Raw genomic sequence first — 16,118 nt, 5'->3', positions numbered from 1 at the left:
AACATTGCCGATGAGGAGGATAACCATGGGTAGCCCACTATCCCCCCGCTCCGCCCAGGTCATCGACCTGGACGCCATGCGACACCGGCTGAGGGCCAAGCGTCGCCTGATCCGACTGGCGCCCGAGCTCGACGGCCTCGAGATGGTCTACCATCTGGCCTCGGATCCGGAGACGCTCTACGGCATGCCCGTGCTCGCCTGGGGCTTGCGCGAGGACGGCGAGGTGGTCGGCATGGTGCCGTGGATGGAAGCGCTGACCCCGTGTCACGATCTCGACGATCCCGAGCATGGGCATTTCGTCGGCTATCGCGACCCGGAGACCGAGGAAGTCTTCCTCAGCCCGCCCGAGCACAAGATCTACGAACTCGAGCACGCCGCCGCCTACTTCGATTACGAGGAGAGCGGCGAGACCACCCTGCTGCAGCAGCTTCCCGAGACGCTGGGCACGCATGCCCTGTGTCTCGACGACCAGCAGTCCACCTGGCAACTCAAGCTGGTCTTCGGCTGGCGGCTCTACAGCAATGGCGAGGTCGAGGCGCTGCTGGTCGATGAAAGCCGCGTCGAATCGACCCCGGTGGTCGCCGGCGACGACTGTCTCTACGCCGGCCACAGCCGCCATGCGGTGGTGTACTTCTTCCAGCGCGCCATCGCCAATCGCATCCGCCAGGAGGATCCGGCCACGCTGGAGGCCCTCGCCTGCATGGTCGCTCAGGACGACTGACCCCGTCCGGGCGGCGCTCAACCCAGCCTGATGAAGTACCGGTAGGTATTGTCGGCCTGCGTTTCCTGGGCCAGCAGTTCGTGGCCCAGGAAGGTACAGAACTGGGGGATGTCGCGAGTGGTCGCCGGGTCGGTGGCGATCACCTTGAGCACCTCGCCGGGCTGCATGTCGCGGACCCGGTTGTGCATCAGCATTACCGGTTCCGGGCAATACAGCCCGCTGGTATCGAGTTCGGCATCGAAACGGGGGGAAGACTCCATCGCAATTCTCGCGTAGATGATCCGGTCTTAATGTAGCCGTACGTGAACGGTGACTTCCTCGCGGTCATGGTAGAGCTGCTTGCAGGCGATCTCCGCGGCGACGCCGACCGCCTCCAGCGACTGCGCCAGCCGCGTCAGGCAGCGCTCGACCTCGTCCCAGCGGCGTTTCATGGGCAGCTTGAGGTTGAAGATCGCTTCGCGGCACCAGCGCCGGATCAACCAGCGCTCCACCATGTCGATCACGCGCATCGGCTTGTCGACGATATCACACACCAGCCAGTCGAGCCGCTGGGGCGGTTCCCAGGTGAAGCCATCCTCGCGCAGGTGCTCGACCAGCCCGGTGGCCATCAGCGCCGGCGCCATCGGCCCGTTGTCGATGGCGTAGGTGTGCATGCCGCGCCGCACCAGTTGATAGGTCCAGCCGCCCGGCGCCGCGCCGAGATCCGCCGCCTGCATGCCCTCGTGCAGCCGTGCCGGCCATTCGTCACGCGGCACGAAGACGTGCCAGGCTTCCTCCAGCTTGAGCGTCGAGCGGCTCGGCGCCTCGCGCGGGAACCGTAGCCGCGGAATACCGCCGGGCTGTTCGCTGCGATTGCCGGGGAAGCTCATGCCCGCCTGGACCCGATCGCCGCGCGTCCAGTACAGGTGCAGGCGCCGCCCCTGGGCCTTGCGACGCAGCGCGCCCCGCTTGCGCAGGGCCGACTCGAGCGGGCGCTGCAGCGCCTTGGTCAAGCCGCTCAGCGCCTTGGCATCGTTGTTGTCGGGGGTCTCCTGCCACAGCGATTCGAAACTCCAGCCGCTGGCGACGACCTGCTCGACGATCGGCGTGACCCGATCATCGCGGGACAACGCCTCGAGCACCGGCAACGCCACCAGCGACTGGCGGGCGAAGATCAGCGCGTCCAGCGGCAACTGCCGGTGCAGTAGGTTGGCGGGTTGTTCGTCGAGGGTCACGAAGCGCACGTGCGACTCGTTCGCGGCGGCGATCGGGTAGCCGGGATGGCCGAGCGCCTCGGCCTTGGCCTGCAGCTCGGCACTCAGATCGCCTTCGAATCCGGCGCGGCAATACAACAGCAGCTCGCGGGGGGCGAGCCGGCTCTCGGACGTCGCGGGCGACGACTTCGGCGAACGTGACATGGGGCCTCCTTGGAAGGCCAAGCAGTCTAGCCGGACGACCCGCACGGAGACAACCCGGCACTCCCTCGTGCCCGGCGACGCCCTCGCGTAAACTGAGCCCCTCCCCGACCAAGGCAAGTCCGATTCATGCTCGACAACATCCGCATCGTTCTCGTCCAGACCTTTCACCCCGGCAACATCGGTCAGGCCGCCCGGGCGATGAAGACCATGGGCCTGACGCAGCTCACGCTGGTCAGTCCACGCTGCTTTCCCGATGACGAAGCGACCCGACTGGCCGCGGGCGCCGACGACGTCGTGGCCTCGGCCCGCGTCGTCGACGGCCTCGCCGAGGCGGTGAGCGACTGCGTCCAGGTGGTCGGCGCCAGCGCGCGGCTGCGCAGCCTGCCGCTGCCCCACTACGACGAACCGGACCTAATGGCCGACGAGGTCGTCGACAACGCCGACCAGGGGCCGGTCGCGCTGGTCTTCGGCCGCGAGCGCTTCGGGCTGACCAACGACGAGATCCGCCACTGCACCCATCAGGTGAGCATTCCCGCCAACCCCGATTACGGCGTGCTCAATCTCTCCCAGGCGGTCCAGGTGCTGGCCTACGAGGTCCATCGCACCTGGCGACAGCGCCAGCGCCTGACCGGCGCGTCCCCCGGCCGCGGGCCGCTGCCCACCCAGCAGCAACTGACGCATTTCCACGCGCACCTCCAGCGGGTCATGGAAGATGCCGGTTTTCTCAACCAGCCCCACGCCCGCACCTCGGACCACCTGCACGCGCTGTTCGCCCGCGCCCAGCCCAGCCGCAAGGAGCTCTCGCTGCTGCGCGGGCTGCTCAGCGCGCTGGAGCGCCATATCGACGCGCCGCTCGACGGCGAGTAATCGGCCCCGTCACCTAATGCTGGGGCTAGCCCGAGCGAGCGTCAGTCATAAAAAGGTTCTTCGCGGATCAGCGTGAAGCGTCAAGGCCCCGCTATGGGGAATAAATTCCCCACGAAAACCAGCCTGGATGGCCCCCTGGAGCATGGGGATTCCTGTGGGAGGGAACTTGTTCCCGACTGGCGCCGCAGGCGCCCGGCATGGCCGGGGGAGGTACAGTGCCCACCGCCATCGCGAATAAATTCGCTCCCACAAGGCCAAGCCAACCGGCAGGGGGGTGTGGAAGGAAGCTTGTTCGCGATGATCCGTGCCGCATTTCCCGGCACAATGCGATGAACCTAAAAAAACCGCGGCCCGTAGGCCGCGGTTTCATGGAGCGCTCGGCGCTCGCGTTCAAACAGCGCGTTCGATCAGTCCTGACCCATCTGCTGCTTGATCAGGTCGCCGATGGTGGTCGGGCCACCGCCGGTCTCGGGCTCCTGATCGCGCAGACGGCTCAGATTGCGACGGGTGTCCGCCTGGTCCTTGGCCTTGACCGACAGGTTGATCGCGCGGTTCTTGCGATCGACACCGACGATGCGGGCTTCGACGCTGTCGCCTTCGTTGAGCACGTTGCGGGCATCTTCGACGCGATCGGCGCTGATCTCGGAGGCCTTGAGGACACCGATGACATCGGTCGCCAGCTCGACGTGAGCTTCCTTGGCGTCGACCTCGACGACACGACCGGTGACGATCGCGCCCTTGTCGTTGACCGCCAGGAACTCGGAAACCGGATCGGTCTCGAGCTGCTTGATGCCCAGCGAGATGCGCTCACGCTCGGGGTCGATCGACAGGATGACGGCTTCCGCCTCGTCGCCCTTCTTGAACTGGCGCACGGCTTCTTCGCCGGTCTCGGACCAGGAGATGTCGGACAGGTGCACCAGGCCGTCGATGCCGCCTTCCAGACCGATGAAGATACCGAAATCGGTGATCGACTTGATGGTACCGGCAACGCGGTCGCCCTTGTTGTAGCGCGCGTTGAAGTCTTCCCACGGGTTGGTGGTGCACTGCTTGATACCCAGCGAGATACGACGACGTTCCTCGTCGATATCCAGCACCATCACCTGCACCTCGTCGCCGACCTGAACGACCTTGGACGGGTGGATGTTCTTGTTGGTCCAGTCCATTTCGGAGACGTGGACCAGACCCTCGACACCCTCTTCCAGCTCGGCGAAGCAGCCGTAGTCGGTGAGGTTGGTGACGCGGGCGTTGACCTTGGTGCCTTCCGGGTAGCGATCCTTGATGTTGACCCAGGGATCTTCGCCCAGCTGCTTGAGGCCCAACGAGACGCGGTTGCGCTCGCGGTCGAACTTGAGCACCTTGACGTTGATCTCGTCGCCCACGGCAACGATCTCGGAGGGGTGCTTGATGCGCTTCCAGGCCATGTCGGTGATGTGCAGCAGGCCATCGACGCCGCCCAGGTCGACGAACGCACCGTAGTCGGTGAGGTTCTTGACAATACCCTGGATCTGCTGACCTTCCTGGAGGGTCGCCAGCAGCGCTTCACGCTCGGCGCTGTTCTCGGCTTCGAGCACGGCACGGCGAGAGACGACGACGTTGTTGCGCTTCGGGTCGAGCTTGATGACCTTGAAGTCGAGTTCCTTGTTCTCCAGGTGCGTGGTGTCGCGCACCGGACGCACGTCAACCAGGGAACCCGGCAGGAAGGCACGGATGGAGGACACGTCGACGGTGAAACCGCCCTTGACCTTGCCGTTGATCACGCCCTTGACGATCTCGTCCTTCTCGAAGGCCGCTTCCAGCTCTTTCCAGGCTTCGGCGCGCTTGGCCTTCTCGCGAGACAGACGCGTCTCACCGAACCCGTCCTCGACGGCTTCCAGTGCGACCTTGACTTCATCGCCAACACCGATGGTCAGTTCGCCGTTCTCGTCGCGGAACTGAGCAGCGGGGATCTGCCCTTCGGACTTCAGACCGGCGTTGACGGTAATCCAGTCACCTTCGATGTCCACCACGGTCGCCATGACGATGGCACCGGGTTCCATGTTGATGTCCTGGAGGGACTGTTCGAACAGTTCAGCAAAGCTTTCGCTCATGAGCATCCTACGTGATCAACGTTAATGGCGATTATTCGCCCTCTCCGCACCACCAGCGAGTGCGGGCCTACTCTACATATCCCCGGGGACGTTGGCGCTGGTTCGACCTGGACCGGCTCTCGGAAGCAATCGTCAGGTTGCCGGTGCCACGTCATCACGTCGGGCCGGGGGCGCCGGAAGCGTTATCGCATCGGGACACGTCAAAGCTGGGTCGCGAGACCCCGATCTTCAAGCAGTCGCAGAATGTGATCGACCACATCCGGTATCGTCAGCTCGGTGGTGTCCAGCTCGACGGCATCGTCTGCCGGTTTGAGTGGCGCCACGGCGCGCTGGGTATCGCGCGCGTCACGAGCCTGAATCTCTTTCAAAAGACTCGGTAGACTAGCATCCACGCCCGCTTCCTGCAACTGAAGCAGGCGTCGTCGGGCACGTTCCTCGGCGCTCGCGGTGAGGAAGATCTTCAGCGCGGCGTCCGGAAAGACCACCGTGCCCATGTCGCGGCCGTCGGCCACCAGGCCGGGCGGCTGGCGAAAATCGCGCTGGCGCGCCAGCAGCGCGCTGCGCACCTCGGGGATAGCCGCCACCTGGGAGGCCCGCTCGCCGACCGCCTCGGTGCGGATCGTCTGCGCGACGTCCTCGCCCTCGAGCAGCACGTTGGCGCGCCCCTGTTCGGCGATGAAGGCCACGTCCAGGGTCTCGGCCAGCCGCGCCAGCCCGGCGACGTCGTCCAGCGCCACGCCATACTTGGCCGCGGCCTGGGCGGTGAGTCGGTACAGCGCGCCGGAGTCGAGCAGGTGCCAGCCCAGCCGCTCGGCGACCCGCCGGCTCACCGTGCCCTTGCCGGCGCCGCCCGGCCCGTCGATGGTGAGCACCGGGTGCTGCGCTCGGGATGCCGTCATGCCGTCTCCTCCTCGAGTTGTAGGCCGACGCGGCGCGCCAGTTCGACGAAGCCGGGGAACGAGGTGGCGACGTTGTTGCAGTCGTCGATGACCACGGCTTCGCCGGCGCGCAGCGCGGCGACGGCGAAGGCCATGGCGATGCGGTGATCGCCCAGGCTGTCGATCCGGCCACCGCCGTAGTTGGCGCCCTCGCCCGAACCGCCACGACCGACGATGTCGATGCCGTCGTCGTGGAGCGTGTTGACGACGCCCAGGGTCGTCAGGCCGTCGGCCATCGCCGCGAGACGGTCGGATTCCTTGACGCGCAGCTCGGCGGCCCCGCGCAGGCGGGTGGTGCCCTCGGCGTTGGCGGCGGCGACGAACAGCGCCGGGAACTCGTCGATCGCCAGCGGCACCTGATCGGCGGGGATCTCGATGCCCTTGAGGGCCGAATGGCGCACGCGAATGTCGGCCACCGGTTCGCCGCCCACCTCGCGCGGGTCGAGCAGTTCGAGGTCGGCGCCCATCGCCTCGAGGATATTGATCACGCCGATCCGCGTGGGATTGATGCCGACGTGTTCGAGCGTCAGGTCGGCGCCCGGGGTGATCGCCGCGGCGACCAGGAAGAAGGCCGCCGAGGAGATGTCGGAGGGCACGTCGATCGGCCCGCCACTGAGCGTGCCGCCGCCCTCGAGCCAGGCCAGATCGCCGTCGCGCTGCACCGGATAGCCGAAGCCGTTGAGCATGCGCTCGGTATGGTCGCGGGTCGGTGCCGGTTCGCGCACCCGCGTGGTGCCCTCGGCGTACATGCCGGCCAGCAGCAGGCACGACTTGACCTGGGCACTGGCCATGGGCATGTCGTAGTCGATGCCGACGAGCCGCTGCCCGCCCCGGATCGTCAGCGGCGGACGGCCGCCCTCGGCGGTCTCGATCACCGCGCCCATCCGGCGCAGTGGATCGGCGACCCGGCCCATCGGACGCTTGGTCAGCGAGGCATCGCCGGTGAGTTCGGTATCGAAGGCCTGCCCGGCGAGCAGCCCGGCAAAGAGCCGCATGGCGGTGCCGGCATTGCCCACGTAGAGCGGCCCGGCGGGCGCCTGCAGGCCGTGCATGCCCACGCCATGAATGGTCACGCGGCCCTGGTGCGGCCCTTCGATCGCCACGCCCATCTCGCGGAACGCCTGCAGGGTGGCCAGGCTATCCTCGCCTTCCAGAAAGCCCTTGACCTGGGTCACCCCGTTGGCCAGCGCGCCGAGCATGATCGAACGGTGCGAGATCGACTTGTCGCCCGGCACGCGAATGGTGCCCTGGACGGCACCCCCGGGGCTGACCCGGTAGCGGATGTTGCGTTGTTCCATCGCCTGATATCTCGTCTGATTCAGAAGGGTGTCGAAATAGTGCCGGGCATGGCTGGCCCGATCCAGGGTCGCCAGCATGGCATCGCCGTCGCTCTCGACGATCGCCGTGCGCAGCCGCGCCACGCCCGCCTCGAAATCGTCCAGCGCCGCCAGCACGGCGTCGCGGTTGGCGGTGAAGATGTCGCGCCACATCACCGGATCGCTGCCGGCGATCCGCGTGAAGTCGCGAAACCCGCCGGCGGCATAGCGAAATATCTCGAGACGTTCGTCCTGGCGCGCCAGGGTGTCGACCAGCGAAAAGGCCAGCAGGTGCGGCAGGTGGCTGGTCCGCGCCAGCACCTGATCGTGGCGCTCGATCGCCATTTCCAGCACCTCGGCACCGCAGGCCGCCCACAGGGCACGGACACGCCTCACCGCAGCCGGATCGCTGTCGGGCGCGGGGGTGAGAATCACCTTGTGATGGCGGTACAGCGCGGGATCGGACGCCGCCACCCCGCTCTTCTCGGACCCGGCGATCGGATGGCCGAGCACGAAGCGCGACGGCAGCGCGCCGAAGACCCGCTCGGCGGCGGCGCGAATCGCCACCTTGGTGCTGCCCACGTCGGTGACCACCTGGTCGGTGAGCAGCGCACCCAGTTCGCGCATCACCGCTTCCATGGCCAGCACCGGCACGGCGAGCACCACCAGGCTGCTCGACGCCACCCAGTCGGCGAGCCGCGTGCCGCCGTCATCGACCACGCCCATGGCGATGCCACGGGCGATCTCGTCGGGGTCGCGATCGCAGGCGACGATCTCGCCGACGAAGCCGTTCGCCTTGAGCGCCGCGGCCAGCGAGCCACCGATCAGGCCCAGGCCGACGATCAGGATGCGCGGCTCGTCGGGCGCCGCCGGGCGCCGCCGTGCCTGGCTCGATGCCATCTACAGCACACCCTGCGGGTAGGAACCCAGCACCTTCATCTCGGCGGCGCGCAGGCGCACCTCGTCGAGCACGGCGGCCACCTCCGGCTGGTCGAGATGGCCCTTGAAGTCGATGAAGAACACGTAGTTCCAGACGCCGGTCCGCGAGGGCCGGGTCTCGAGACGGGTCAGGTCGATCTGGTGCCGGTGGAAGGGCTCGAGCAGGTCGTGCAGCGCCCCGGGCTGGTTGCGCATCGCCACCACCAGCGAGGTCTTGTCGTCGCCGCACATCGGCACCGCCTCGTGGCCGATGATCAGAAACCGCGTGGAGTTGTCGGGGCGGTCCTCGATCTTCTCGGCGATTCTCTCGAGGTCGTAGAGCTTGGCGGCCATGTCGCCGGCGATCGCCGCGCTGTGCCACTCGCTCTTGATCAGCCGCGCGGCCTCGGCGTTCGACGACACCGGTACGCGCTCGGCGTGCGGGTAGTGGCCGTCGAGCCACTTGCGGCACTGGGCGAACGACTGTGGATGCGAGTAGATGCGCGAGATCTTGTCGCGGCGCGTGGTATTGGCGACCAGCAGATGGTGGTGAATGCGCAGCACCACCTCGCCGCTGATGTGCAGACCGGAGTCCATGAACGAGTCGAGGGTATGGTTGACCACGCCCTCGGTGGAGTTCTCCACCGGCACCACGCCGTAGTGGACCGCGCCGGCCTCGACCTCGCGGAACACCTCGTCGATCGCCGCCATGGGCAGGCTCTTGGCGCTTTCCCCGAAGTGCTTGAGCGCCGCCTGCTGGGTGAAGGTGCCCTCGGGACCCAGGTAGGCGACCTTGACCGGCTGTTCCAGCGCCAGGCAGGCGGACATGATCTCGCGGAACAGGCGCGCCATCTCCTCGGCATCCAGCGGCCCGCTGTTCAGCGCCATGATCCGGCGCAGCACCTGGGCCTCGCGCTCGGGACGATAGAACACCGCCTGGGGGTCCTCGGCGGTCTTGACCCGCGCCACCTGCTGGGCGCATTCGGCACGCTCGCTGATCAGGCGCAGGATCTCGCCGTCGATCTGGTCGATACGGGTCCGCAACGCATCGAGATTGATGGGGGTGTCGTCACTCATAAGCTGGCTCCGCTCAACCGTGGCGTTTCTCGAAATCGCCCATGAAGTCCACCAGGGCGTCCACCGCCTGCTGGGTCACCGCATTGTAGAGGCTCGCCCGCATGCCACCGACACTGCGGTGGCCCTTGAGGTTGAGCAGCCCCGCCGCCTCGGCCTCGTCGAGGAAGACGCCATTGAGCGCATCGTCGGCCAGCGTGAACGGCACGTTCATGCGCGAGCGATTGGCCGGCGCGATCGGGTTGGCATAGAAGTCGCTGGCGTCGATGGCGTCGTACAGCGTCGCCGCCTTGCGCCGGTTGATCGCCGCCATGGCGTCCAGGCCGCCGATGTCGTTCTTCAGCCAGTCGAACACCAGGCCCGCCAGGTACCAGGCGTAGGTCGGCGGCGTGTTGAGCATCGAGCCGTGATCGGCGAAGGCCTTGTAGGTGAGCAGCGTCGGCGCCGTGGCCAGCGCGCGGTCGAGCAGGTCGTTGCGCACGATCACCACGGTGATCCCGGCCGGACCGATGTTCTTCTGGGCCCCGGCGTAGATCACCCCGTAACGCGACACGTCGAGCGGGCCGGAGAGGATCGACGAGGACATGTCGCAGACCAGCGGCACCTCGACCTCGGGCACGTAATCGTAGGCCAGGCCGCCGATGGTCTCGTTGTGGCAATAGTGCAGATAGGCGGCATCGGCGGAGAGCTGCACGGCCTCGCGCCCCGGCACCCGCGCATAGCCGGCATCCCGCGAGCTGGCGGCGAGGTGCGCGCCGGCCAGGTGCTCGGCCTCCTTGATCGCCTTGGTCGACCAGATGCCGGTGTCCAGGTAGTTGGGCGTGCCGCCCGGCCCCAGCAGGTTGAGCGGCACGCAGGCGAACTGCAGCGAGGCTCCGCCCTGCATGAACAGCACGCTGTAGTCGTCGGGAATCGCCAGCAGGTCGCGCAGATCGCGCTCGGCACGGGCGGCGATGGCCTCGAAGGTCGGACTGCGGTGGCTCATCTCCATGACCGACAGGCCATGGCCCCGATAGTCGAGCATTTCCTCCCGGGCCCGCTCGAGCACCGGGGTCGGCAGCGCCGCCGGTCCGGCGCAGAAGTTATGGTGACGTGTCATCAGCGTTGGGTCTCACTGGTTCTTGAAGAACGACCGCCGCAGAGGCGGCGGTCGCAATCGGTCAGGCGATCACTCGGCGTCGTCCGGCGCCCCGGTCGGCGTCTGTGCATCGGCGCCATTGGCATCGTCTTCGCCGGTGGTCTCTGCCACCTCGTCGTCGCCGTCGTCGCTGGGCTCGTCGACCCGCACCGTCTTGACCAGCGTCTCGGCCTCGCCCAGGCGGATCAGCATCACCCCCTGGGTGTTGCGCGAGGTCACCGAGACTTCTTCGACGCGGGTGCGCACCAGGGTGCCGCGATCGGTGATCAGCATCATCTCGTCGCAGCCGTGGACCTGGATCGCCGCGACCATCGCGCCGTTGCGGCTGCTGGTCTGCATGGCGATGACGCCCTGCCCGCCACGTCCGCGCAGCGGAAACGCCTCGAGCCGGGTGCGCTTGCCGTAACCGTTTTCCGAGGCGGTGAGGATGTAGATCTGTTCCTGGTTCGCCGCCTCGTCGGCAGCGGCAACGTTCGACGCCGCATCGCCCTCGCCGTCACCTTCGCTGTCGATCAGCGTCGAGCGCGGGATGATCAGGCTGATCACCTCGGCGCCCTCGGTCAGGCGCATGCCGCGCACGCCGCGGGCGGTACGTCCCATGGCGCGCACGTTGGTCTCCTCGAAGCGGATCGCCTTGCCGTTGGAGGACAGCAGCATCACGTGGTCGTTGCCGGTAGTGACCGCCGCGCCCACCAGGCGATCGCCCTCGTCGAGATCGATGGCGATCAGGCCCACGCTGCGCGGCCGCGAGAACTGATCCAGCGAGGTTCGCTTGACGGTGCCGTTGGCGGTGGCGAAGAAGATGTAGCTGTCGGGGTCGTAGTCGCGCACCGGCAGCATGGCGTTGATCGACTCGTCCTCGTCGAGCGGCAGCAGGTTGACCAGCGGCTTGCCGCGCGAGCCGCGACTGGCCGCCGGGATCTCGTAGACCTTGAGCCAGTAGACCTTGCCCTTGTTGGAGAACAGCAGCACGGTGTCGTGGGTCGAAGCCACCAGCAGATGCTCGATGACGTCCTCGTCCTTCATGCTGGTCGCCGACTTGCCGCGACCGCCGCGACGCTGGGCCTGGTAGTCGCTGATCGGCTGGGTCTTGGCATAGCCAGAGCGGGAGATGGTGACCACCATGTCCTCTTCGTTGATCAGGTCCTCGATGGTCAGGTCGAGGCGGCTGATCTGGATCTCGGTCTTGCGCTTGTCGCCATACTGCTCGCGCACCGCGATGAGCTCCTCGCGGATCACCTCGAGCAGGCGGTCGGCCGAGGCGAGGATCTCGCTGAGTTCGGCGATCTTCTCGAGAATGCCCAGGTACTCGTCGAGCAGCTTCTCGGTCTCGAGACCGGTCAGGCGATGCAGGCGCAGTTCGAGGATCGCCTGGGCCTGGGCCGGCGAGAGACGGTATTGCGCGCGGTCGTCGGACAGCCCGAAGCCCGCCTCGAGATCCTCGGGCTTGCAGGAGTCCGCGCCGGCGCGTTCGAGCATGCCGGTCACCTGACCCGGCTGCCAGGCACGCTCGAGCAGCTTGTCCTTGGCTTCCGCGGCGTTCGGCGAGGCCTTGATCAGCTCGATCACCTCGTCGATGTTGGAGATCGCCACCGTCAGGCCTTCGAGGATGTGGCCGCGCTCGCGGGCCTTCTTGAGCTCGTAGAGGGTACGCCGGGTGACCACCTCGCGGCGGTGGCGGACGAACGCCTCGAGCATCTCCTTGAGGTTGAGCGTCTTGGGCTGGCCGTTGTCCAGCGCCACCATGTTGATGCCGAACACCGTCTCGAGCTGGGTGTGGGCAAACAGGTTGTTGACCACCACCTCGCCGGCCTCGCCGCGCTTGACCTCGATCACCACGCGCAGGCCTTCCTTGTCGGACTCGTCGCGCAGCTCGGCGATGCCCTCGACGCGCTTGTCCTTGACCAGCTCGGCGATCTTCTCGATCAGCCGCGCCTTGTTGACCTGGTACGGCAGCTCGGTGATGACGATGTGGTCGCGACCGGACTTGTCGTCGTGCTCGATGGAGTGGCGGGCGCGCACGTAGATGCGTCCGCGGCCGGTGCGGTAGGCGTCGAGGATGCCCGCCTTGCCGTTGATGATGCCCGAGGTCGGGAAGTCCGGGCCCGGGATGTACTCCATCAGGTCGTCGACGCTCAGGGTGTAGTCGTCGATCAAGGCCAGGCAGCCGTCGATCACCTCGGCCATGTTGTGCGGCGGGATATTGGTGGCCATGCCCACCGCGATGCCCGAGCCGCCGTTGACCAGCAGGTTGGGCACCTTGGTCGGCAGCACGTCGGGAATGCGCTCGGTGCCGTCGTAGTTGTCGACCCAGTCGACGGTGTCCTTCTCCAGGTCGGCGAGCAGCTCGTGGGCCAGGCGCGCCATGCGCACCTCGGTGTAACGCATCGCCGCCGCGCTGTCGCCGTCGATCGAGCCGAAGTTGCCCTGACCGTCGACCAGCACGTAGCGCATCGAGAAGTCCTGCGCCATGCGCACGATGGTGTCGTAGACCGCACTGTCGCCATGCGGGTGGTACTTACCGATCACATCGCCGACGACACGCGCGGACTTCTTGTAGGGCTTGTTCCAGTCGTTGCTCAACTCGTGCATCGCATAGAGCACCCGGCGGTGCACGGGCTTGAGCCCGTCACGCACGTCCGGCAGCGCTCGGCCGATGATCACGCTCATCGCGTAATCGAGATACGACTGCTTGAGCTCGTCCTCGATATTGACTGGCAGAATCTCTCTGGCGATGTCACCCATGTGTGGTCAAATCCTTTGCACTGCGACTGGTAAGCCCCGGCGTTGCAGCCGGCGAACGACATCCGCACGCCGGGTGCGCCCGACGAAGGGATTCGCGGTAGCCCGGGAATCGCGAGATTATACCATCGTGACGGCGATTTAGGCAGCGCCGGGGCGACTCACTCGGTGCCGGCGGGGGCGTCGAGCACGTGGCGCTGCAGGGTCTCGCGCAACTCGCCGTCGATCGCCATGGCACGCCCGCTGCGGGTATCGAGCAGCACGAAGGTGAAGTCGGCATCGGCGATGCGCTTGCCATCGGCGATCCGGTTGATGACCTGATGAATCACCGCGCTGCGGTGGTTGAGCGACGACAGCGAGGTGAGGATCTCGAGTTCGTCGTGCATCACCGCCGCCCGCCGGTAATTGATGTTGAGGTTGACCGCCACCGCCGCCAGGCCCTCGTTGAACAACTTGGCCAGATCGAACTGCTTCTCGAAGTAGGCCCAGCGCCCCTCCTCCAGGAACTCCAGGTAACGGGCGTTGTTGACGTGCTGATAACCGTCGAGATGAAAGCCGCGCACACGAAGGGTCGAGCGGGCAATGCGTTGGTCCATGACGAGACGATCCTTTGCCGGGTCAGTAAATGTCACGATTCTAGCCAGCGCCCCGCCCCGTAACAAACGTTGGTTTCAAACCCCGGCCACCCTCGACTTCCGTGGTAGGTCGGCGCATGACGACTGGTAGGGAAGGGACCAATTCGCCATAATGTGCGTCCTTTGCCTGGGGACGACGCCATGTGGTTCAAGCACTTGCATTTATATCGCCTGCACGACGCCCCTTCGCTGACCCGCGACGAGCTGGAGTCGGCGCTCGACGAGAACGGTTTCCGGCCGCTGGGCGGCAGTGAAGCCAAACGCCTGGGCTGGAGCACGCCGGCCGGCCGCAACGGCCAGCAGCACGTGCACGAACTCCAGGGGCACCGCCTGCTCGCCGCACTGCGCCAGGAACGCCTGCTGCCGGCGTCCGTGGTCCGCGAGGAACTCGAAACGCGCGTCGCCGACCGCGAGGGTCAGGAAGGCCGCCCGCTGCGTCGTCAGGAAAAACAGGCCCTCAAGGAGCAGATCTACGAGGAGTTCCTGCCGCGCGCCTTCGTGCGCACCCAGCGCGTCGACCTCTGGTGGGACACGCGCAACGCGCTGATCGGCGTCAACGCCTCCAGCCGCGCCCGCGCCGAGGACATCCTCGACCTGCTGCGCCAGACGCTCGGCTCGCTCAAGGTCACGCCGCTCGCCACCCGGACAACACCGGTGCGCGCCATGACCGACTGGCTCAAGCAGCCCGACGAACGCCCCGCGGGGCTGGAGCTCGGCGATCAGGTCGAACTCAAGGCGACCGGTGACGAAAGCGTGCTGCGGGGCCGCCAGGTCGACCTCGACGGCGAGGAGATCCAGACCGCCCTCGAGGCTGGCCGTCAGGTCACGCGCCTGGCGCTGACCGTCGACGAGTCGCTCTCGCTGGTGCTCCACGACGATCTCGCGCTCAAGTCGCTGCGCTTCGCCGACGCGGTGCTCGACGAGGCCGCCGATACCGAGACCGACGACGACCCCGTGCTGCGTCTGGAAACCGACTTCCTGCTGATGGCCCAGGTGCTGACCCGCACCACCGAACAACTCATCGACTGGCTGGGCGGCGAGGCCGCTCCCGCCGCGACGACACCATGACACGACAGCTCACCCCCGATACCTTCGACAAGATCCGGCCCTATCACGACGATGAGGTGCCCGGCGTGCTCGACCGGCTCGCCCACGACCGCGAGTTCCTCGACGCCATCACCCGCTACCGCCTGCCCCGCCTGTCACGCCATGCGCCCTGGCTGGCCCGGCGTCTGGCCGGCTTCGGCCTGCAGCGGCAGATGCGCGGCATCGCCAGCGTGGGCGATTTCCAGGATCACATCGCCCATTACATGCGGCGCATGCTCGCCAACACCACCGATGCCTTCGAGGTCGCCGGGCTCGAGGCGCTGGACCCGCAGCGCGCCTACCTGTTCATCGGCAACCATCGCGACATCGCCCTCGACCCGGCCTTCGTCAATTACGCGCTCTATCAGGCCGGGCGCAGCACGGTGCGCATCGCCATCGGCGACAACCTGCTCCAGAAGCCCTTCGTCACCGACCTGATGCGTCTCAACAAGAGCTTCATCGTACCCCGCTCGGCCCGCGGCAAGCGCGCCATGCTGGCCGCCTACCAGACACTCTCCAACTACATCCGCCACTCGATCAGCGTCGACAACCAGCCGGTCTGGCTGGCCCAACGCGAGGGGCGCGCCAAGAACGGCATCGACCGCTCCGATGCGGCGATCATCAAGATGCTGACCATGGCGCGCCGCCAGGAGGACAAGAACGCCGATTTCGCCGAGGCCATCCGCGAACTGCGCCTGGTGCCGGTGTCGATCAGCTACGAGTACGACCCCTGCGACCTGCAGAAGGCGCGCGAGCTGCACGCCGTCCATACCGCGGGCCGCTACGAGAAGGTCGAGTTCGAGGACATCCGTTCGATCGTCGCCGGCATCACCGGCTACAAGGGGCGCATCAAGCTGACCTTCGGCACCCCGCTGGAGAGCGAGTTCGCCAGCCCGGATGCGGTGGCCGCCGAGATCGACCGCCAGGTGCTCAGTGGCTACCGACTATTCCCCAGCCACCAGATGGCCCTGGAAGCCAGCGGCCTGGCACCCGACCTGGTCGATCTCTCCGAGGTGACCGACGCCGACCGTCGGCGCTTCGACGAACGCCTGGCCGGCGTACCCGACGAACTGCGCGACTGGTGGCTCGCCCAATACGCCAACCCGGTGCTCAACCGCGCCGGACGAGCCAACAGCAACGACTGAAGGCTAACCGCTAGAGAACTTGGCGAGCGACGGTCAGGCGAGGCAAAAATCAGC

13 protein-coding genes are annotated in these 16,118 nt (G+C 66.9%); 4 read left to right on the top strand and 9 right to left on the bottom strand.

Features of this window, described 5'->3' with window-relative positions:
• Window positions 1-25 precede the first annotated feature (25 nt).
• Window positions 26-721: a hypothetical protein gene (locus D0901_RS06855; RefSeq protein WP_129139560.1), complete on the top strand. Its 696-nt coding sequence runs from the start codon at window positions 26-28 to the stop codon at window positions 719-721.
• Between the two features lie 17 nt (window positions 722-738).
• Here the strand turns inward: D0901_RS06855 and tusA are convergent, their stop codons facing one another.
• Both tusA and rlmM read right to left on the bottom strand, forming a co-directional pair.
• Window positions 739-981, bottom strand: coding sequence for a sulfurtransferase TusA (gene tusA, locus D0901_RS06850; protein ID WP_129139559.1), 243 nt, complete (start codon window positions 979-981; stop codon window positions 739-741).
• A gap of 27 nt (window positions 982-1,008) precedes the next feature.
• Window positions 1,009-2,118 (bottom strand): 23S rRNA (cytidine(2498)-2'-O)-methyltransferase RlmM, encoded by a 1,110-nt coding sequence (gene rlmM / locus D0901_RS06845; RefSeq protein ID WP_129139558.1) that lies wholly within the window; start codon window positions 2,116-2,118, stop codon window positions 1,009-1,011.
• Between the two features lie 126 nt (window positions 2,119-2,244).
• Here rlmM and D0901_RS06840 point away from each other — a divergent pair, with 126 nt between their 5' ends.
• Window positions 2,245-2,985 carry an RNA methyltransferase gene (locus D0901_RS06840; RefSeq protein ID WP_129139557.1) on the top strand — a complete coding sequence of 247 codons (741 nt, stop codon included), beginning with the start codon at window positions 2,245-2,247 and terminating at the stop codon, window positions 2,983-2,985.
• Between the two features lie 407 nt (window positions 2,986-3,392).
• Here the strand turns inward: D0901_RS06840 and rpsA are convergent, their stop codons facing one another.
• The 7 genes from rpsA to D0901_RS06805 form a co-directional block, all read right to left on the bottom strand.
• Window positions 3,393-5,072 (bottom strand): 30S ribosomal protein S1, encoded by a 1,680-nt coding sequence (rpsA, locus tag D0901_RS06835; RefSeq protein ID WP_129139556.1) that lies wholly within the window; start codon window positions 5,070-5,072, stop codon window positions 3,393-3,395.
• A 200-nt stretch (window positions 5,073-5,272) separates the two neighbouring features.
• Entirely contained in the window at window positions 5,273-5,971 is a 699-nt protein-coding gene (cmk, locus tag D0901_RS06830) for a (d)CMP kinase (protein ID WP_129139555.1), read from the bottom strand.
• Window positions 5,968-8,226: a bifunctional prephenate dehydrogenase/3-phosphoshikimate 1-carboxyvinyltransferase gene (locus tag D0901_RS06825; RefSeq protein WP_129139554.1), complete on the bottom strand. Its 2,259-nt coding sequence runs from the start codon at window positions 8,224-8,226 to the stop codon at window positions 5,968-5,970. Before D0901_RS06825 ends, cmk begins: the two co-directional genes overlap by 4 nt.
• Window positions 8,227-9,321: a prephenate dehydratase gene (gene pheA, locus D0901_RS06820; protein WP_129139553.1), complete on the bottom strand. Its 1,095-nt coding sequence runs from the start codon at window positions 9,319-9,321 to the stop codon at window positions 8,227-8,229.
• Window positions 9,322-9,334: 13 nt separating this feature from the next.
• The gene (gene serC, locus D0901_RS06815) at window positions 9,335-10,417 is read right to left on the bottom strand and encodes a 3-phosphoserine/phosphohydroxythreonine transaminase (protein WP_129139552.1); all 1,083 of its coding nucleotides are present in this window, start codon (window positions 10,415-10,417) and stop codon (window positions 9,335-9,337) included.
• 69 nt (window positions 10,418-10,486) lie between these two features.
• Complete coding sequence (gyrA, locus tag D0901_RS06810) at window positions 10,487-13,201, bottom strand: DNA gyrase subunit A (RefSeq protein ID WP_129139551.1); 2,715 nt, start codon at window positions 13,199-13,201, stop codon at window positions 10,487-10,489.
• A 158-nt stretch (window positions 13,202-13,359) separates the two neighbouring features.
• Window positions 13,360-13,794 carry an acyl-CoA thioesterase gene (locus tag D0901_RS06805; RefSeq protein WP_129139550.1) on the bottom strand — a complete coding sequence of 145 codons (435 nt, stop codon included), beginning with the start codon at window positions 13,792-13,794 and terminating at the stop codon, window positions 13,360-13,362.
• 180 nt (window positions 13,795-13,974) lie between these two features.
• Between D0901_RS06805 and D0901_RS06800 the strand changes: the two genes are divergently transcribed.
• The gene (locus D0901_RS06800) at window positions 13,975-14,901 is read left to right on the top strand and encodes a recombination-associated protein RdgC (protein ID WP_129139549.1); all 927 of its coding nucleotides are present in this window, start codon (window positions 13,975-13,977) and stop codon (window positions 14,899-14,901) included.
• Window positions 14,898-16,064 (top strand): 1-acyl-sn-glycerol-3-phosphate acyltransferase, encoded by a 1,167-nt coding sequence (locus D0901_RS06795; RefSeq protein ID WP_129139548.1) that lies wholly within the window; start codon window positions 14,898-14,900, stop codon window positions 16,062-16,064. Before D0901_RS06800 ends, D0901_RS06795 begins: the two co-directional genes overlap by 4 nt.
• Window positions 16,065-16,118: the final 54 nt, after the last annotated feature.

It is taken from the genome of Modicisalibacter coralii, assembly GCF_004117855.1.
GTDB classification, from domain to species: Bacteria; Pseudomonadota; Gammaproteobacteria; order Pseudomonadales; family Halomonadaceae; genus Modicisalibacter; species Modicisalibacter coralii.
This window is presented reverse-complemented; position numbering and strand designations above follow the sequence as displayed.